Annotated in this window: 23 protein-coding genes; 6 read left to right on the forward strand and 17 right to left on the reverse strand. The window is 46.6% G+C overall.

Features of this window, described 5'->3' with window-relative positions:
• Nucleotides 1-2: 2 nt before the first annotated feature.
• Nucleotides 3-416, reverse strand: coding sequence for a rhodanese-like domain-containing protein (locus FD971_RS09225; protein WP_215334014.1), 414 nt, complete (start codon nt 414-416; stop codon nt 3-5).
• A 22-nt stretch (nt 417-438) separates the two neighbouring features.
• Here FD971_RS09225 and gpmA point away from each other — a divergent pair, with 22 nt between their 5' ends.
• The 3 genes from gpmA to FD971_RS09240 are packed head-to-tail and all read left to right on the forward strand — an operon-like array spanning nt 439 to nt 3,350.
• Nucleotides 439-1,128 (forward strand): 2,3-diphosphoglycerate-dependent phosphoglycerate mutase, encoded by a 690-nt coding sequence (gene gpmA, locus FD971_RS09230; RefSeq protein WP_215334015.1) that lies wholly within the window; start codon nt 439-441, stop codon nt 1,126-1,128.
• 14 nt (nt 1,129-1,142) lie between these two features.
• Nucleotides 1,143-2,576: a S41 family peptidase gene (locus FD971_RS09235; RefSeq protein ID WP_215334016.1), complete on the forward strand. Its 1,434-nt coding sequence runs from the start codon at nt 1,143-1,145 to the stop codon at nt 2,574-2,576.
• Nucleotides 2,577-2,597: 21 nt separating this feature from the next.
• The gene (locus FD971_RS09240; protein WP_215334017.1) at nt 2,598-3,350 is read left to right on the forward strand and encodes a molybdopterin-synthase adenylyltransferase MoeB; all 753 of its coding nucleotides are present in this window, start codon (nt 2,598-2,600) and stop codon (nt 3,348-3,350) included.
• 4 nt (nt 3,351-3,354) lie between these two features.
• On the opposite strand, the gene ptsP is transcribed toward FD971_RS09240, so the two are convergent.
• From ptsP to FD971_RS09280, 8 genes are all read right to left on the reverse strand, one after another.
• Nucleotides 3,355-5,106, reverse strand: coding sequence for a phosphoenolpyruvate--protein phosphotransferase (ptsP, locus tag FD971_RS09245; RefSeq protein ID WP_215334018.1), 1,752 nt, complete (start codon nt 5,104-5,106; stop codon nt 3,355-3,357).
• A 2-nt stretch (nt 5,107-5,108) separates the two neighbouring features.
• Nucleotides 5,109-5,378, reverse strand: a complete 270-nt coding sequence (locus tag FD971_RS09250; protein WP_215334019.1) for an HPr family phosphocarrier protein — start codon at nt 5,376-5,378, stop codon at nt 5,109-5,111.
• 8 nt (nt 5,379-5,386) lie between these two features.
• The gene (locus FD971_RS09255; RefSeq protein WP_215334020.1) at nt 5,387-5,821 is read right to left on the reverse strand and encodes a PTS sugar transporter subunit IIA; all 435 of its coding nucleotides are present in this window, start codon (nt 5,819-5,821) and stop codon (nt 5,387-5,389) included.
• 2 nt (nt 5,822-5,823) lie between these two features.
• Nucleotides 5,824-6,765, reverse strand: coding sequence for a glutathione synthase (gene gshB, locus FD971_RS09260; protein ID WP_215334021.1), 942 nt, complete (start codon nt 6,763-6,765; stop codon nt 5,824-5,826).
• A 17-nt stretch (nt 6,766-6,782) separates the two neighbouring features.
• On the reverse strand, nt 6,783-8,081 hold the full coding sequence (gshA, locus tag FD971_RS09265) for a glutamate--cysteine ligase (protein ID WP_215334022.1): 1,299 nt from the start codon (nt 8,079-8,081) through the stop codon (nt 6,783-6,785).
• A 105-nt stretch (nt 8,082-8,186) separates the two neighbouring features.
• On the reverse strand, nt 8,187-9,650 hold the full coding sequence (locus tag FD971_RS09270; protein ID WP_215334023.1) for an ammonium transporter: 1,464 nt from the start codon (nt 9,648-9,650) through the stop codon (nt 8,187-8,189).
• Between the two features lie 13 nt (nt 9,651-9,663).
• Nucleotides 9,664-10,002 carry a P-II family nitrogen regulator gene (locus FD971_RS09275; protein ID WP_011903792.1) on the reverse strand — a complete coding sequence of 113 codons (339 nt, stop codon included), beginning with the start codon at nt 10,000-10,002 and terminating at the stop codon, nt 9,664-9,666.
• Nucleotides 10,003-10,027: 25 nt separating this feature from the next.
• A complete protein-coding gene (locus FD971_RS09280) occupies nt 10,028-10,924 on the reverse strand; it encodes a TorF family putative porin (RefSeq protein ID WP_215334024.1) in 897 nt (298 codons plus the stop codon).
• Between the two features lie 260 nt (nt 10,925-11,184).
• Here FD971_RS09280 and FD971_RS09285 point away from each other — a divergent pair, with 260 nt between their 5' ends.
• Nucleotides 11,185-11,439 carry an accessory factor UbiK family protein gene (locus FD971_RS09285; RefSeq protein WP_215334025.1) on the forward strand — a complete coding sequence of 85 codons (255 nt, stop codon included), beginning with the start codon at nt 11,185-11,187 and terminating at the stop codon, nt 11,437-11,439.
• Between the two features lie 22 nt (nt 11,440-11,461).
• Here the strand turns inward: FD971_RS09285 and FD971_RS09290 are convergent, their stop codons facing one another.
• Genes FD971_RS09290 through FD971_RS09320 form a run of 7 tightly spaced genes read right to left on the reverse strand, consistent with a single transcriptional unit; the run spans nt 11,462 to nt 16,166 of the window.
• Nucleotides 11,462-12,079: a hypothetical protein gene (locus tag FD971_RS09290; RefSeq protein WP_251368622.1), complete on the reverse strand. Its 618-nt coding sequence runs from the start codon at nt 12,077-12,079 to the stop codon at nt 11,462-11,464.
• Nucleotides 12,042-13,058 (reverse strand): lipoyl synthase, encoded by a 1,017-nt coding sequence (gene lipA, locus FD971_RS09295; RefSeq protein WP_215334026.1) that lies wholly within the window; start codon nt 13,056-13,058, stop codon nt 12,042-12,044. The genes FD971_RS09290 and lipA overlap by 38 nt, the downstream gene beginning before the upstream one ends.
• Entirely contained in the window at nt 13,055-13,699 is a 645-nt protein-coding gene (gene lipB / locus FD971_RS09300; RefSeq protein ID WP_215334027.1) for a lipoyl(octanoyl) transferase LipB, read from the reverse strand. Before lipB ends, lipA begins: the two co-directional genes overlap by 4 nt.
• Before the next feature lie 9 nt (nt 13,700-13,708).
• Nucleotides 13,709-13,978 carry a YbeD family protein gene (locus FD971_RS09305; RefSeq protein ID WP_114654086.1) on the reverse strand — a complete coding sequence of 90 codons (270 nt, stop codon included), beginning with the start codon at nt 13,976-13,978 and terminating at the stop codon, nt 13,709-13,711.
• Nucleotides 13,979-14,011: 33 nt separating this feature from the next.
• A complete protein-coding gene (locus FD971_RS09310; RefSeq protein WP_215334028.1) occupies nt 14,012-14,728 on the reverse strand; it encodes an alpha/beta hydrolase in 717 nt (238 codons plus the stop codon).
• Nucleotides 14,729-14,750: 22 nt separating this feature from the next.
• Nucleotides 14,751-15,059 carry a ferredoxin gene (locus FD971_RS09315; RefSeq protein WP_215334029.1) on the reverse strand — a complete coding sequence of 103 codons (309 nt, stop codon included), beginning with the start codon at nt 15,057-15,059 and terminating at the stop codon, nt 14,751-14,753.
• A gap of 12 nt (nt 15,060-15,071) precedes the next feature.
• The gene (locus tag FD971_RS09320) at nt 15,072-16,166 is read right to left on the reverse strand and encodes a VanZ family protein (protein ID WP_215334030.1); all 1,095 of its coding nucleotides are present in this window, start codon (nt 16,164-16,166) and stop codon (nt 15,072-15,074) included.
• 46 nt (nt 16,167-16,212) lie between these two features.
• Between FD971_RS09320 and FD971_RS09325 the strand changes: the two genes are divergently transcribed.
• Nucleotides 16,213-17,013, forward strand: a complete 801-nt coding sequence (locus tag FD971_RS09325) for a biotin--[acetyl-CoA-carboxylase] ligase (protein ID WP_215334031.1) — start codon at nt 16,213-16,215, stop codon at nt 17,011-17,013.
• Complete coding sequence (locus tag FD971_RS09330) at nt 17,010-17,831, forward strand: type III pantothenate kinase (protein ID WP_215334032.1); 822 nt, start codon at nt 17,010-17,012, stop codon at nt 17,829-17,831. The genes FD971_RS09325 and FD971_RS09330 overlap by 4 nt, the downstream gene beginning before the upstream one ends.
• A 27-nt stretch (nt 17,832-17,858) precedes the next feature.
• On the opposite strand, the gene rfaE2 is transcribed toward FD971_RS09330, so the two are convergent.
• Nucleotides 17,859-18,350 carry a D-glycero-beta-D-manno-heptose 1-phosphate adenylyltransferase gene (rfaE2, locus tag FD971_RS09335; RefSeq protein ID WP_215334033.1) on the reverse strand — a complete coding sequence of 164 codons (492 nt, stop codon included), beginning with the start codon at nt 18,348-18,350 and terminating at the stop codon, nt 17,859-17,861.
• Between the last annotated feature and the right edge of the window lie 63 nt (nt 18,351-18,413).

Raw genomic sequence — 18,413 nt, forward strand, 5'->3', positions numbered from 1 at the left:
AATTATTTGACCAATGGCAAGGCTGCAGCCTGCCAACCTTGAACGCCGCCATCTAAGACCGCAACTTCAGAAAACCCTAACTTCTTCAACTCTGGGACTACCTTACGGGCACTGATACCAGACTGGCATACCAAGATGACGGGATTTTTACGGTCTAGCTTGAGTTTGTCGACTCCAGCAGCGATTCGCTCTGCCACCATATGTTTTGATCCCGGCAGATGGCCAGCCTTAAAGTCCGATTCTGGACGCAAGTCCAAAACGGCGGCTTTACGACGATTGATCCAAATAGTTGCCTCTGAGGGCGATAAGCCTTTTCCGCTAATAAGCGTAGATAATGTGGGGAGGAAAAGCGCTGCGCCTGAGACAAACAAGAGGGCGATAAGCGCTAAATTATCAATTTGCGTGAGAAAGTTCATCACCGGATTATAGAATGGCTCTATGAAACAACTTGTCCTTATTCGTCATGGCGAATCCGCCTGGAACCTTGAAAACCGCTTCACTGGCTGGGCGGACGTTGACTTAACCCCAAAGGGCACTGAACAAGCCCTGACTGCAGGTGAAAATCTTCGTAAAGCAGGCTATGAGTTTGATATCGCCTACACCTCAGTTCTTAGAAGAGCTATTCGCACCTTGTGGCATGTTCAGGACAAGATGGACCTCATGTGGCTACCCGTTGTTCATAGCTGGAGACTCAATGAGCGCCACTATGGCGCCCTCACCGGTCTAAATAAGGCTGAAACTGCACAACAGTACGGAGATGCCCAGGTCCATATTTGGCGTCGCTCCTACGATGTACGCCCACCGCTCCTGGAAAAAGGGGATGAGCGCAACCCCCAAAATGATCGTCGTTACGAAAAACTGAGCGCTACTGATATTCCCCTGGGCGAGTGCCTCAAAGATAACGTCGAGCGCGTATTACCTCTCTGGAATGAATCTATCGCACCTGCTCTCAAGGCAGGCAAACGCGTATTGCTTGTTGCACATGGCAACAGTATTCGCTCATTAATTAAGTATCTCGACCAGGTTTCTGACGAAGACATTATGGAAATCAACGTCCCTAATGGCATCCCGCTTGTATATGAGCTCGATGACAACCTCAAACCCATTCAGCATTTTTATTTGGATTAAGGTAAAACAGAAGCATGCGCGTATTTTTAAAGAACTTTGCCCTAATTTCTGTTGGCCTCATCGCCGGGGTTGCAGCTACGATCCAACTGTCAGCTACCGCCCAACAAGGCACGACGCTACCCCTGGATGAGCTGCGCACACTATCCAATGTCTTTGCTCAGATTAAACGTGAATACGTTGAGCCGATCGAAGACAAGCAGTTGCTAACGGATGCCGTCAAAGGCATGGTGAGTAGTCTGGACCCCCACTCCACCTATCTTGATAAAAAAGATTTCTCTGAAATGCAGGAGCAAACTAGCGGCAAGTTCGCTGGCCTTGGGATTGAGATCACCTCAGAGGATGGCGTTGTTAAGGTACTCAATCCTATTGAAGACAGTCCAGCTGCACGAGCAGGCCTTCAAGCTGGTGATCTGATTACCCGCTTAGATGACAAACCCGTTCGTGGCATGTCGCTAGACAAAGCAGTACGCACCATGCGCGGTACACCAGGCACAAAAATTACTTTGACCGTCTTCCGTAAAAGTGAAGAACGTAGCTTTCCAGTAACCATCACTCGCGCTGAAATTAAAGTGCAATCTGTCAAAGCCAAAATTGTGGATAACAATATTGCTTGGGTGAGAGTCACTAGCTTTCAAGAGCGAACTGTTCCTGATCTTGCTAGGAAGTTAAGTGAGCTTGCAAATCAAGATCCCAAAATGAAGGGCATCATTCTTGACCTGAGAAACAATGGCGGGGGCTTGTTGCAAGGTGCGGTCGGTGTAGCTGCCGCCTTCTTGCCAGCAGATGCTGTGATCGTTTCCACTAAGGGTCAAACAGCTGACTCTAAGCAGGTGTTCAACGCAACACCGGCGATGTACCGCCTAAGTGAGCCCGGTGATCCCTTAGCTAGCGTGCCAGCAATGTATAAAAAATTACCGATGGTAGTTTTAGTTAATGCCTATTCCGCTTCTGCCTCTGAAATTGTGGCTGGTGCATTACAAGATTACAAACGTGCAACTATTATTGGTAAAACTACTTTCGGCAAAGGCTCTGTTCAGACCGTCCGCCCACTGACTAATGACTCAGCATTAAAAATCACTACGGCTTATTACTACACGCCGAGTGGTAAATCGATTCAGGCATACGGCATAAAACCAGATATCGCTGTAGATCAAAATAAAGATGGCGATCCTGATGATGTATTAATTACTCGTGAGATCGATAGTGAGAAGCATTTGCGCAACAAACAATCTTCAGAAGAAAAACTGGTTGCCGATCGTGAAAAACGCCGCCTAGAAGAGTTACAACGCATTGAAGAAAAAAATGCCAAGAAAACTCCCGAAGAGAAAGAAAAAGACAAATCTAAAAAGCCTGTCGAGCTCGGCGGCGCAGATGACTTCATGCTTACTCAGGCAGTCGCATTTATCAATGGTGAGCCTGTAAAACGCTCAGCCTCTAAGCTAGAGTAATTTCTAGCATTAGGCATATATATGAATGATGAGCAGCTACTTCGCTACTCGCGGCATTTACTACTAGAAGAAATTGATGTTGCTGGCCAAGAAATATTACTTGGCTCGCACATTCTCATCATTGGTGCTGGCGGCTTAGGAAGTGCTGCTGCCCCCTATTTAGCTGCGGCTGGCGTGGGGGAAATAAGCCTGGTCGATCATGACAAGGTTGAGCTCACTAATTTGCAACGGCAAATCATGCATAGCCAGAACTCCATTGGCAAAAGTAAAGTGGAGTCGGGTAAACAATTTTTAACAAGCATCAACCCCACTCTCATAATTAATGCAATCGCTGAAAAGGCCTCGGAAAATTTACTGAATAAACTCTTGCCAACAGTAAATCTCGTTCTAGATTGCACGGATAACTTTGCTACCCGTCAGCTCATTAATGCAGCCTGCTTCAATCACAAGACGCCGCTCGTCTCTGGTTCTGCCCTTAAATTTGATGGTCAATTAAGCGTCTTTGATTTTCGTAATGAAACATCTCCTTGCTATGCCTGCCTCTTCTCACCAGAAGAACAGTTTGAAGAAGTGAGCTGTGCCAGTATGGGCATCTTCTCACCTCTAGTCGGCATAATTGGTGCGATGCAAGCGGCTCAAGCTCTGCAGGTATTGATTGGCTTTGGTCAGCCTTTAGTAGGAAGAATGTTGCTTTGGAATGCGCTCAATACTCAGATTGATGAAATTCGCATTTCCCGAAATACCGCATGCAAAGTATGCGGAGCTCAGCACTAGGAATTTAAGAGAGTAATCGCTCTAAGGCTTTGGCCTGCTCTTCAGGCTCATAGGCACGTAAGACTCTCGGCACACGGGTTTTCAATAAGCCCACATTTGCTTTTAAGATCTCACGCTTAACCAACAACAGCTGACTGAAGTGCATTGAGAAGTCTGTCAGTCCTAGCGCAAGCAATAACTTAGTTAATGCAGGATCGCCAGCCATTTCACCACAAACGGCAACAGGAACGCCTGCTCGTTTAGCTTGGTCAATGATGCTGGATAGCAAATTCAAGATGGCGGGATGCAGAGGATCATACAAATGTGCCACGGCATGATCTGCACGATCAATGGCCAAGGTGTACTGAATTAAATCATTAGTGCCGATAGAAAGAAAATCAAATCGATTAATAAACAAGGGCAGCATTAGAGCAGCTGCCGGAATTTCAATCATTGCACCCACTTGAATGTTGGGATTAAAAGCCTTGCCACGCTGATGCAATTGCTGCTTTGCTTTTTCAATCAATCTCAATGTTTCATCAATTTCTTTGGCATGCGCCAACATCGGAATCATGATTCTTGCCTGACCATGAGCTGATGCACGCAAGATAGCTCTCAGTTGAGTTAAAAAGATTTCAGGCTCAGTCAAGGACCAGCGAATTGCACGCAGCCCTAATGGTGATGCGCCAGTTTGAGAAACTTCGCCTCCACCACCTAATGCCTTATCAGCACCAACGTCAATTGTTCTGATATTGACTGGTAGTCCATGCATTAAATCTACTACCCGACGATATTCTTGATACTGCTGCTCTTCATCAGGCAAAGCTTGCTTACGATCCATGAATAAAAATTCGGAGCGGAATAAACCAACACCCACAGCCCCCAACTTCACTGCTTGAATAGCATCCTCGGGCAATTCAATATTGGCAAATAACTCAATCTCAACCCGATCAGTCGTTTCTGTCTTGGCGTGCCTTAACTGCTTTAGCTTACGAGCCTCTTTAATAGCTTGAGTCTGCAGTTTTCGATATTCAGCAAGAAGCTGTTCGTCTGGAGCAACGACAACTACCCCATGCTCACCATCCAATATCAGCCAATCGCCATGACGAATCATTTCACTCGCATGCCGCACGCCAACTACCGCAGGAATTTCCATACTGCGGGCAACAATGGCGGTATGCGAAGTCTTACCACCCAGATCGGTTACAAATCCAGTAAAGGCATGCTCTTTAAAGCGCAACATGTCATGCGGTGCAATGTCATGCGCCACAATAATGGCCTCTACACCAACTTCACCTGGTGACAATAGCTCAGCGTCACTCAAAGCATCCTTCTGCTGTGTATGTAGCGCCTTCAGGACTCGCTCAGCTACCTGACGAATATCATTCGCCCGTTCTTTAAGGTATGCGTCCTCAATCTCTGCAAATTGCTCCAAGAGATCATTGAGCTCTGTTGTCAATGCCCACGCAGCATTTAAACGTTGTGTCCGAATCAACTTGAGCGGCTTCTCAGCCAAAGCTGGATCTGCCAAAATCATGCCGTGTACATCTAAAAACGCAGCCATCTCTTGTGGCGCATCTTTAGGCAGACCCTGACGCAACTGCGCTAACTCTTGGCGCACTTGATCAAAAGCATCTAATAACTTTTGGGCCTCAGACTCTTCTTTGCCAACTTCAATTAAGTAATGGCTAACCTCTAATGCTGCACGGGATATCAGTACGGCTTTGCCAATGGCAATGCCTTTAGATACTGCAATACCGTGCAAAGCAAAAGTCATGCTTATTCGCCTTCACCAAATCGATCGTTGATCAATGCTGTTAAGGCTTGCATTGCCTCATCTTCTTTTTCGCCAACAGTCTCTAAAGTGACTGTGCTGCCAATACCGGCTGCCAGCATCATGACGCCCATAATACTTTTGGCATTAATTTGACGACCATTACGAGACAATAAGATTTCACAAGGAAACTCTGCAGCAAGTTGGGATAACTTTGCAGAAGCACGAGCGTGTAATCCCAATTTATTAATAATTTCAATTTCAGCAACTGGCATAAGGAATCCTATTTCTCGGTAGTGGCTTGTGGAGTTTTTGAACCTAAACGCAGGATGCCATTTTGGCCACCTTGCAGCGCTTTATGAGCCAACTCTTCCAGACCCTCGCCACGATGGGAGATGCAACGCATCAACATAGGTAAATTGAGTCCCGCCAAAACAACCACAGGGGTATCCAAACCAGATAATGGCCCTAAGGCTTCAAGCTTAGACGCTACATTGGCTGGGGTCGCGCCCATGACATCAGTGAGAATTAAAACGCCCTGCCCAGTATTAACACCGTAGGCTGCCCTTAAAACTCGGTCAAAGCTTGCCTTTGTATCTTCGTAAGGAGGAATGTCGACAGCCCTCACTCTCTCAGGTACCACACCAAATGCATGCTCAGCAAAACCGAGCATCGCGCTTGCGACCGGGGTGTGGGCAACTATTACGATTCCGACCATGTTTATGCCAATGCCTTTTCGAGCGCTGTTAACCAAAATTTCGGAACATCGAATCCACTTTGCTCCGTAATCTCTACAAAACACGTTGGGCTGGTCACATTAATTTCAGTGACATAAGCACCAATTAAATCCAATCCTACCAAGAACAAACCACGGGCATTCAAAATAGGGGCAAGGCGCTCTGCAACCTTCCTCTCGGCATCAGTCAATGGCATAGCCACTCCTTTGCCACCAGCGGCTAAGTTACCGCGGATTTCACTACCTTGCGGAATACGCGCCAATGCAAATGGCACCACTTCGCCACCGATCAGCAATACTCGTTTATCGCCTTGGGCGATGTCAGGCAAGAATCTTTGCACCATCAAGGTACGTGCACCATTCTCACCCAGCGTCTCCACAATACTGGCAAGGTTCAAGCCATCTGGACCCACACGAAACACACCCATGCCACCCATGCCATCTAAGGGCTTAATCACGATATCTTGATGCTCTTGATGAAATACCTCAATTGCACTAAGTTCACGCGTGATTAAAGTTGGTGGAATCAGTTCCGGAAATTCAGTGATAGATATTTTTTCGGAATGGTCCCGAATAGCCATCGGGTTATTGAATACTTTCGCGCCCTGACGAACCGCAGCAGATAACAACCAAGTCGTGTTGAGATATTCAATATCAAATGGCGGATCAGTGCGCATCATGACTGCGTCAAAAGTATTTAATGGACGAGCTTCAATGTGACCCAATTCAAACCAGGCTGTACCACCTGGCTTAATGTCGAGAGACTGACAATCAGCCACTACAAAGTCATCTCTCCACAGGATATTGCGGCTTTGGCAAAACCAAAGTTGATGCCCTGCCTCTTGTGCAACTCGCATCATTGCCAAGGTGGAATCTTTACTAATCTTGAAAGACTCCAGAGGGTCGGCAATGAAAAGAAAGATCATCTTAGTGTCCGAATCGATTAAGCGGCTTCAGCATTGGGATCGGAACGCTCTAACTCCAAGGAGGCCGCCAGTAAAGCAAGGCGAGCCACAACACCATAAAGATAAAAACGATTTGGTGGAGCACTACCAGGCTTAGCACCCAAGTCTGGCATGGAGTTTTGCTCGAACGCCAAAGGTACAAAATGCATGCCCGGCGCGTTCAGATTCTCATCGGGGCCACGGTCAGTATGCACCCGATAGAAACCACCAATCACATAGCGATCAATCATGTACACCACGGGCTCAGCAACTGCCTCGTTCACTTTCTCGAAGGTATACACGCCCTCCTGAATCAATACATCGCTTACCTCAAGACCTTCTTTGACTACGCTCATCTTATTGCGGTCTTTACGATTCAAGCCTTTGAGCTGAGCAGGATCATTCACCACCATCACACCCATGCCATATGTACCAGCATCTGCTTTGACAACGACGTATGGTTTTTCTTTGATGCCGTACTCACGGTATTTCTTGGCAGTTTTCTTGAGAACTTTCTCTACAGCTGCCTGCAACTCTTCTTCACCCTTACGCTCATGGAAGTTCACATTGGAGCAACTGGCAAAATAAGGATTGATCATCCAAGGATCAATGTCCACTACCTTCGCAAATTTTTTAGCAACTTCATCATAGGCGGCAAAGTGATTTGACTTTCGACGGACGTGCCAACCAGCATGGAGTCCGGGCAAGAGGTACTGCTCGTGCAAGTTTTCTAGAATTGGAGGGATGCCTGCTGATAAATCATTATTCAAGAGAATGGAGCAAGGATCAAAATCTTTTAATCCAAGACGTTGCTTCTTTAAGCCTAAACGAGATAAAGGCTCCATCAAGAGACGATTACCATCCGGCAAATCAATCCAAGTTGGTTTTTTAATTTCATCTGACAAAGTACCGAGACGCACATTCAGACCAGCTTGACGCAAGATCGAGGACAGGCGCGCAATATTCTGCAAATAGAAGGTATTACGAGTATGGCGCTCAGGTATTAATAGTAAATTTTTTGCTTCCGGGCAAATCTTCTCAATTGCTGCCATTGCAGCCTGAACTGCCAAAGGCAGCATCTGTGGAGATAGATTGTTAAAGCCGCCTGGGAAGAGATTGGTGTCGACTGGAGCTAGCTTAAAGCCCGCATTACGCAAGTCAACTGAACAGTAGAAGGGCGGAGTGTGCTCCTGCCATTCAAGCCTGAACCAGCGCTCGATTGTTGGGGTTGCTTCTAATACCTTCGACTCGAGATCGAGAAGAGGGCCGCTAAGGGCAGTGATGAGATGTGGAACCATTTCACCATTGTAAGATTTTTAAAAGAAAGACGCGGAATCCGAGGATCCCGCGCTTAAAAACCGGGCAGCCAACTAAAGCTGCCCAGTGAGGGGTAAAAATGCTAATTAAGACTCGTAAGCAGACTCACCGTGGGAAGTGATGTCCAAGCCTTCGCGCTCTTCGTCTTCCTTAACACGTAGGCCAATCACGATATCAACCAATTTGTAGGCGATATAAGAAACCACGCCAGACCAAATCAGGGTAACGATGACGCCTTGGCTCTGAATCCACAACTGGCTAGCGATAGAGTACTCAGGGGATGCAGCATTCGCTACATAATCCCAAATGCCTGTTCCACCTAAAGCCGGGTCTGCGAACACACCAGTTAACAAAGCGCCCAAGATACCGCCAACGCCGTGCACACCGAATACGTCCAAGCTGTCATCTGAACCCAAAAGCTTCTTGAGACCAGAAACACCCCACAAGCAGATAACGCCAGCAGCCGCACCGATTACGAGCGCACCCATTGGGCCAACGAAACCTGCAGCTGGGGTAATTGCCACTAAACCTGCTACGCAACCAGATGCACCACCCAACATGGAAGGCTTACCTTTGTGAACCCACTCAGCAACTGACCAGCTCAATACTGCTGCAGCGGTTGCCAATAATGTGTTTACGAATGCCAAGGCTGCACTGCCGTTTGCTTCGAGAGCAGAGCCAGCATTGAAACCAAACCAACCGAACCACAATAGTGAAGCACCAATCATCACGAACACTAAGTTGTGTGGCTTCATTGCTTCTTTGCCGTAACCCAAACGTTTACCGATCACGAATGAGCCTACCAAACCTGCGATCGCAGCATTGATGTGGACAACGGTACCACCAGCAAAGTCTAGAACACCCTTCTGCCACAGCCAACCAGCACGCGCTGTGATTGCCTCAAGCGATGCAGCATCTTTGATGTCATCAGGTCCAGGCCAGAACCAAACCATATGAGCGATTGGTATGTAGCTGAAAGTGAACCAAAGAATGACAAACAACACAATTGCAGAAAACTTTGCGCGCTCGGCAAATGAACCAATGATCAAGCAGCAAGTAATTGTTGCAAATGCAGCTTGGAATGCCATAAATACATACTCAGGAATCACAATGCCTTTGCTAAATGTTGCGGCAACTGAATCTGGAGTAATACCTTGCAAGAACAAACGATCAAGTCCACCAATGAATGCGCCACCTTCAGTAAATGCAAAGCTGTATCCATAAAGGGACCACAACACTGTGATCAATGCAAATACAAACATACACTGTACGAGTACAGAGAGAATGTTCTTACTGCGTGTCAAGCCGCCATAAAACAAAGCCAAACCAGGCAATGTCATCAAGATTACTAGTGCTGTACACACCAATAACCAAGCTGTATCACCCTTGTTAGGAACTAATGCAGGAGCAGCAGCAACTGCAGCCGCAGCCGCAGCGGCAACTGGCTTAGCCTCATCAGCAAAAGCCGGTGAAGCTACCATCACGCTAGTTGCGCCAATAGCCAAGGCCATTGCGCTTCCAGCTAGGAGTCGTTTCATCCAAGTTAACATTTTGAACCTCTCTTTAAAGTGCTGACGCGCCGGTTTCACCGGTACGAATGCGAATGACGTGTTCAACTGGGGAGACAAAAATCTTACCGTCGCCAATTTTTCCAGTACGAGCAGATTTTTCAATTGCTTCAATCGCTCGCTCCAAGATGCCATCTTCAACAGCAGCTTCAATTTTTACCTTCGGCAAAAAGTCAACTACGTACTCAGCACCGCGATACAACTCGGTGTGACCCTTTTGACGACCAAAGCCTTTAACTTCAGTGACGGTGATGCCCGAAACTCCCACTTCTGAGAGAGCTTCGCGCACTTCGTCAAGCTTGAAGGGCTTGATGATTGCGGTAATTAATTTCATATGATTCTCCGTTCAGAGGAAGGAATTAGAAAGTTTTTGTAAGGGACACCAAGCCACCGCCCTTGCCAGCAGATTTCGTACCAGCGTTATTTGGTACATTCCAAAGATACGTTCCATTAACTGCGGGGGAATTAGTGCCTACATAAGCAAGAGCACCGGAAAGACCGCCGCCAAAGTCTTTAGTTGCGCCCAATTTCCAATCCGCGTAAGAGTAGTTATAGCTTGTGTTTCCCACTTTTTGGGTATTTGAAACGTACTGATATCCTACGTGACCATTTAATGTTACCCCCCAAACACCAGTATCGTAATTCACCGTCAAATCAGGGTAGTAGGATCCTGCGCTGTTATAAATTCCAAAAATATTAGTTAGCGCATAGGAGAATTTTGCAAAACCAGTTACAGGGCCGAACGTAAAGTTCTGTGCAACATATGCCTCAGTGGTGTTGGGAACGGTACCACAAGTATTTCTAGATGTTGTACCGCAATTTGCTGTATTTTGTGGCTGTGTTTTCAAACCAGAAGTAGGGTAGTAGTACTGAAGTAAGCCAACATCAGAAGCAAAGCCCTCGCCAATCAACTCTTTCTTAAAACCTGCATAGAAATCCATCTCAATTGGTGCAGACACTGCGTTACCGTAGGTAGAGGATCCTGTACCAACACCATCACTAATCCAAGAAATAGATGAGTTCCAGTTACCAATGTAGAAACCACTCTCATGGGCATAATCAAATCCACCTTGGATGGCGGGCTTATAGTTTGACTGGGTCATCCCGCGGTAACGGTAATCATTCACAACTGTCACGTTTGCCGTAATTGGGCTGGCCTCTGGAGCCTCAGCTGCAGGAGCTGTCTGTGCAAATGCTGCTGTTGCGAATAAGCCAGAAGCTGCAAGAGCGATGGCTGTCTTTTGAATCGTTTTCATATGAAACTCCTTAGTGGTCATAAAAAGGGGATGAATGCTTTATTGCATGGAGTGATCATGAATCTTGGGCTCCCCTCGAATTTGCTGCAATTCACCTAAATAAGGCTTACGCACAATTTTGGTGCTTAGATATGCACTATTTTCGTTCATTTAGGTGCATATGCAGCATTTTTTAGTTGGTTTCGCCTGTTTTTAGCCCAACAACTTAAAATACCCTCTGTATCTTTTAAGCAAATTTCAATAGAACGGCGGTCAGCATTATGCAAAAACCAGGCGAAATCCTAGAACAAATCCAGCGTATTGCTAGCGATATGCAGAACAAGGTTGGTGATGCCATTCGCAATTCACCAGCGCAAGAGATTGAAAAGAATGTGCGCGCCATGATGAATCAAGGTTTTCAGAAAGTGGACTTGGTTACTCGCGAAGAGTTTGGGCTGCAATCTAAAGTTTTAGCAAAGACTAGAGAGAAGTTAGAGGCTCTTGAAGCTAAGGTAGCCGCCCTAGAAAAGTCTTAATCAGAATTTTTTCATCTGGAAACTATTCCGGATGAAACTCATCAAAGAAACTTGAGTACGCATCTTCAGAGAAAAACGTTTTGGCATCCACTCGTGCTGGTGCAGTATGCAAAACCGAAATCTGGTAAATCCAAACCCCATTATCTGGTGTCATTCTGGTGATCCAACGAACCCGCATTGACTGCTCTACCCTGCCCGAAGATTTAAATTCTAAAAAATAATCTTTAGTGGCGGCACGCTGTTTATTTGCAGTCCGATAAAGCGCATCAACACTAACGGCACTCCCTAGAGTTACATTTGCGCGATTCAATAAGTTACCTTGCACCTGCTCTAATAAATTAGGCGCTAGACTAGCTTGCTCTTGACGCAAACGAATCGCACTCACCGAATAAATATCATCCTCAATTTTGAGTGCTTCCAAGGTTTGTGGAATTTCTTGGCTTTGATATGGCAGTCGTCGCTCAATCTTTTCAGGCTTACCTGGAAACAAGGCGCTATAGCCTTCTTGTGGAGACTGCACAGTCCGCCAGTCTAATTTGGGGCTACAAGCGGCAAGTAGAAATGCAGATGCTAGAACTACACCAAACTTTTTAAGAACAGGTTTAGACAATGCCAGCCCCATGCGCTTGTTGGTCAGCATGGTAGCTAGAGCGCACCATCGCGCCCACGGCAGCATGTGAGAAGCCCATGGCATAAGCTTCTTCTTCAAAATGCTTAAAGACGTCAGGATGCACATAGCGACGAACTGGCAGGTGATGTCCTGAAGGAGCTAGATACTGGCCAATAGTTAGCATATCAATATTGTGTTCACGCATATCCCGCATAACTTCTAAAATTTCTTCATCGGTTTCTCCCAAGCCAACCATTAAACCGCTCTTGGTTGGAATATGCGGGAAGCGCTCTTTGAAATCCTTCAGTAACTTTAAAGAATGTGCGTAGTCGGCACCAGGACGCGCCTCTTTGTATAAGCGTGGCACAGTTTCTAAATTGTGATTCATGACATCAGGCAGGCCTTGCGGCGCATGCTCAGAAAAAATATCTAAAGCCTTATCTAAGCGGCCGCGGAAATCCGGAACCAAAACTTCAATGCGCGTATTTGGGGAGAGATCTCGTGATTGAGAAATGCAGTCAACATAATGCATGGCGCCACCATCTCGTAAATCATCACGATCGACACTGGTAATCACCACATAATTGAGCTTCAGTGCAGCGATCGTGCGCGCCAAATTACCGGGCTCTTTCGTATCTAGCGGATCAGGTCTACCGTGACCCACATCGCAAAATGGGCAGCGACGCGTACATTTATCGCCCATGATCATGAAGGTGGCCGTGCCCTTACCAAAACATTCACCAATATTGGGGCAGCTAGCTTCCTCACAAACGGTTACCAATTCGTTCTCACGCAGAATCTTTTTAATCTCTGAGAAGCGGGAATTTCCGGAAGCAGCTTTTACTCGAATCCAATCGGGCTTTTTGAGCACTTGCTCCAAAGGAACAATCTTGATCGGAATGCGTGCAGTTTTCTCACTCGACTTCTGCTTACGTGAAGCATCGTAATTAAGATCCTGGCGACTATTACTAGTAGCAGTGATATCGAGGTCCGGCTTATTGGTAGTCATGATGGAATCAATTGCTTTTGCAAATGCCCTAAAAGGGTTTGGCTAATAATGTCTATATTGTCCTTGATCCCAAGGGTTTGCATATCCACCGTCCTTAAGCCCTCGTACCCACATGGATGAATGCGGGCAAAAGCGGTCAAATCGGTCGATACATTCAAGGCAAGCCCATGATAGGAACACCCCTTGGAGACTTTGAGGCCCAAAGCAGCGATCTTCGCCCCCTGATGCTCCAATGGCATTGCACTCTCTTGGGCAATATAGATTCCAGGCGCACCAGCATGTCTTTCTGCCTGAACGCCAAAATCCGCGAGGGTATCAATCAAAGCCTGCTCGATTCGGGAGACGAGCTCTTTTACAAAAATCCCCAAACGCCTCAGATCAAGCAGCAGATACACCACGATTTGCCCTGGCCCGTGATAAGTGATCTCACCGCCACGATCAACCTGCACTAAGGGAATTTGATTGCTTGGAGAATGTAGGTTACTGACATCTCCTGCCAAACCTAAGGTGAATACTGGGGGATGCTCCAGAACCCAAATTTCATCTGGAGTGTCGCCATCTCGCTGCTGCGTGAAATCCCGCATCGCTTGGTAGCTTGACTCGTAGTCAGCTATCCCCAAATGTTTTACTAAAAAACTCATGCTAATAATTTAGAGAACAACGCTCACCAAGGGATGTGTCGATAAGGTGCGATACAACTCGTCTAACTGCTCACGGCTGGTCGCCGTAATTGGTAAAGTGATGCCGAGATAATTACCATCTTTAGAAGGTCGTTGCTCAACCTTGCTCTCATCTAGCGTAGGGTCAAATTGACGGGCAATGTGCAAGATTGCAGGCAGGTACTCTGGATTTGTTTTTCCCATCACCTTAATTGGAAACTCAGATGGATATTCAATAAGAGATTTTCTATCTTCAGTCATGGGTTCTTATCTTTCTTAATTTTCTTTTTTACTTTATTGATTGCGGTGATCGGGCATACCCAACCAAGCGCCTGTGATGATGTTACGAATGCAATGCAAACGTCGATGGAAAAAGTGATCTGCCCCTGGGACCACTTGAACCGTTAATTCTTGAGGGCGCGCCCAATCCAAAACATCAACCAGTGGAATAGTTTCATCCACTTCACCATGAATCAAAATTGTGTCAGTAGGGACGGGTGCTAAGACCCACTTACCCGCTGCGCTACCCACCATCACGAGTCGTTCAGCTGGGCGACCCAGCTCTGCTAAGCGCTGAACTAAATGAGTGCCAACAAAACTTCCAAATGAAAATCCAGAAACTACTAAGGGCAAGGTATTTGCAGCTTGCACCCACGCTTGTTGTGAAGTCGCCTCGAATTGATTCCAGCTTGAAGGAGTGCGCATCCAATCAGTCACATGCAGCAGGTCTTCCATCTCGCCAATGCCGTCATCATGGACACCAGCAGTGGCTCCAACTCCGCGAAAATTGGGGCGCACACTGACGTAGCCCAATTGATTGAAAGCACGCGCCATAGTTTGTGCAACCTTGTTATCCATTGTTCCACCCATGAGCGGATGTGGATGTGCAACCAAGGCCAAACCCCTCACTATGAAATCAGGGTTATTTTTTAATTCATCAGGAAGATCAATCGACATTTCAATTTGACCCACAACACCATCAATATGAATTATTTTTGTACGGCTATTCATAGGAGAAACTTTCTGAAATCTTTTAAGCTAACTGCAGGCGCCCTACCGGGCGCCCTTGAACTAGGTGAGACTGAATAATTTCTTCGATATCTTCAGTATCTACAAAGGTGTACCAAATGCCTTCTGGATAAATCACTGCTACCGGACCATCAGCACAACGATCCAAACATCCTGCTTTATTGATACGAATTTTTCCTGGGCCAGATAGACCCAACTCTTTCACACGATTTTTTGCATATTCAAACAATGCAAATGCATTGTGGCGATCGCAACAATCTTCGCCATTGCTGCGTTGATTTAGACAGAAAAAAACATGGTGTTTAAAGCTCATACGTAATCTCAATCAAGTATTTGAATTAAAGGTGGCTCTATTTCGGACTATCCAAAATAAAGCTAATGGCAACCATACTACGGAAACCCATTGCATCAATTCATTAAAGTGTAATAGCCGACCTTGGTACCAGTGTCGCAATGTCAGTATGAAATACGGATTGTCCGGCAAGAGATTAATTGCCAGTGTGGCGCTAACCAAGCATGCGATTGCCAACCAAGCTTTGCTGGCTGCAGAAAATTGGAGGGTCCATCTCAATAAAAGACTTCCCAGCACCATCCCCCAAATAGCCCCTGCGGTAAGCCACAGCAAACTAAATTCTGCCCCGAATTGCAATGCCGTAAAGGCAATCTTGACCAAAACAGTGAAGCAAAGCAGGCTATTTAAAATCTTCCACTGGGGCGCTTTTGCACGCATCCCCAGGGATAGCAAGAGCCCAGTGCCTAGCCAGCAGACCGCAGTAATGATGGATTCTTGGATAAGATGATTTACCACCATGGTGCCCCAATCAACCGAGGCAAAAATCGTATGCCCCCATACCCCCGTTCCCAACCAAGAGCTTTGGGGATAGATCTGAGCCCAAGGAAAGAGCAGAAATAAGGCGCAAGCAGCCCAGTTCAAACCAAACCACTGGTCAAAACGACGGCGCATTGCACTACCAGAGAGCCACTGGGGACCCAAGGGGATCGCCAATAAGCCGCCCATCAGCCCACCCAAGACATTTGCCCACCAATCCATTTGACTCGGTATCCGAGTGGGTAACCAGGTTTGCAGTGACTCGACACTAAAAGCCAATACCGCACTAAAACTTAAGGCAATACCTAGCGCAACGAAATTACGCCAGCGCGGGTAACAAGCAAAAACCAACAAAAACCCTAAGGGGATATAGGCCAAGATATTCACTGAGACGTCAAAGAGCGTAATAAAGCGGGGTAAAGGCGCATCTAACCACGCCCATGCTGCAATCCCGTTATCAAAATTGAAGTCAAAGGGGTTGAGGCTGACATAAACGATCAATAGGGCATAGCTCAAGCTAATAGCCCTGGCCAAAGGCATTGCCTGCAGAGGCCATACAAACTTGCGAGGACGTTGATCTTCGGGGTGCATTCCATCATTCTAGGTCAGCCTGGTGAGATCTTTCTACAATAGGAAAATGAGTTCGAATTGCATTCTGGAGCGCGTTGCCACCACCAAATCAACTAATGATGATTTATTGGCCCGTTGGCGCGCCGGGGAATTAATTGATCCTGTAGCGCGCATTGCCCAAGAGCAGACTAACGGCAAGGGTCGGGCAGGAAGAGTTTGGCTCTCTAAGCCCGAAGACACTCTGTGCTTTTCCTTAGCCTACCCATTCCGAAAGCGGCCCAACGAACTAAGCGGCCTGAGTCTAGTCATTGGATTAGCAGTCATTGCTGGTATTGCCGCAGCCCTCGGAACCAGTGAAGCTGCCCTCCATCAACAAGGCCTACGACTGAAGTGGCCTAACGATTTACTCCTGAACAATGCCAAACTTGGCGGCATCTTGATTGAAGGCGGACAAAGCAACCCAAACTCACCCACTTGGATGGTGATTGGATTAGGTCTGAACTTACGCAATGCAGCATTAATGGAAAAGAGTTTGGACAGCAAATCCTCATTCGGAGTTGTCTCATTGGATCAGCTGATGACCCTCCAAAAATCCATTCCTGATACTGAGTTTATTTGGCTAAAACTGATCGAGTCGTTTGAAAAGCATTTAACTCAATTTGAACAACATGGGTTTGGCTACTTTCAAAGTTCTTGGGAGCATTGGGATGCCTTTAATGATCAGTTAGTTTGTATATCAGGTACAGGTAAAGACCCCATCATTGGAATTTCTGCCGGAGTTGATGACACTGGTGCGCTTCTCCTAAAACAGCATGACAAATTGATTGCCATTCATGCAGGCGATGTCTCTTTGCGAGTGCAATCATGAGTCTGTATTTAGTATTTGATCTTGGTAATACTCGGCTGAAATGGGCGGCTGTTGAGTCCACGCAAAATATTTCAGACCGTAATAAAAAACTGTGGGCATATTCTGGATCAATCAGTACTAAATCTTTCCAGTCACCTGAGCTACGCGCCGAGTTATCTGACTATATTTCTAAAACATTGCCCAAGCCAGATGCAATTGCATTTTGCTGTGTAGCAGGTGATGCTGCCATTGGAAATCTACGCAGTCTCTTTCCGCAATGGCAAGATCTTGAATGGAAGCAATTCACTGGTAGCAGTACTTATGAAGGTGTTAGGACGCTCTATCAAGACCCAAGTAAGCTGGGGGCTGATCGATGGGCTGCGCTGATTGGTGCAAGAGCGCTCTCAAATACCAACACGTTGGTAATGAATGCTGGGACAGCCACAACCATTGACTTGCTGGGCAGCAACGGCGTTCATTATGGCGGCTGGATCATGCCTGGCCTGGGTCTCATGCAAGAAAGTCTGCAACAAAATACAGCTCAGCTGCCATTAGCAGTGCGCGTCAGCAAGCCTGTAGCTGAAGCGGGCTTTGGCACAACAACGGATGAAGCAATTACTGGTGGTTGTGATGCAGCCCAAATAGGCGCAATACTGCGTGCCGCTCTTCTAGCCAAAGCAATGAATCATCCTGTCGAGCGAATTTGGCTTGATGGTGGTAATGCAAAAATTTTGGCAAATGAAATCAAGCAATTTCCAGAGCTGGCCGTACTACCTATTGAACCTATTGAAGGTTTGGTGCTGCGTGGACTTTGGGCTTGGCTCTTACAAAATCTTTAAGTGCTAGCCTGCATGAATTAGCGGGGCTTAGCTAGTGCGAATCCTACCCAATAGGGTTGTTGTAGAGCGCTCATATAAAAAAGGAATGGCAACCGCTTTACCACCCCAAGTTTTCACCAAGCGTGTTTCCTCAAGGGTATCGATTTCATAATCTCCACCCTTAACGTAGATGTCTGGATGAACTTTGGCAATCAGATTCACTGGAGTCTGCTCAGTAAATATGACCGCCAAATCTACACTCTCTAGTGCTGCCAATAGGGCTAAGCGATCAGCCTCGGTATTGATGGGCCTATCATCCCCCTTGCCCAACATCTTGACCGAAGAATCTGAGTTCACGCCAACCACTAAACTAGCGCCCAATGCTCGCGCTTGCGCTAAATAACTAGCATGTCCACGATGCAAAATATCGAAGACGCCATTCGTAAACACCAGAGGTCTTGGAAGTGCAGCAATACGAGCTTCCAGCTCTGCCGGGGCACAGACTTTAGACTCAAATGAAGGTAAAGGTAGAGAGCTCATAGCGTCATATTAATGGCATTGCGCTAGGCTCAACGATATTTGCCAGAATGTCTTAGACTTGGG

The sequence above is a fragment of the Polynucleobacter sp. AP-Ainpum-60-G11 genome (assembly GCF_018688375.1).
GTDB lineage: Bacteria > Pseudomonadota > Gammaproteobacteria > Burkholderiales > Burkholderiaceae > Polynucleobacter.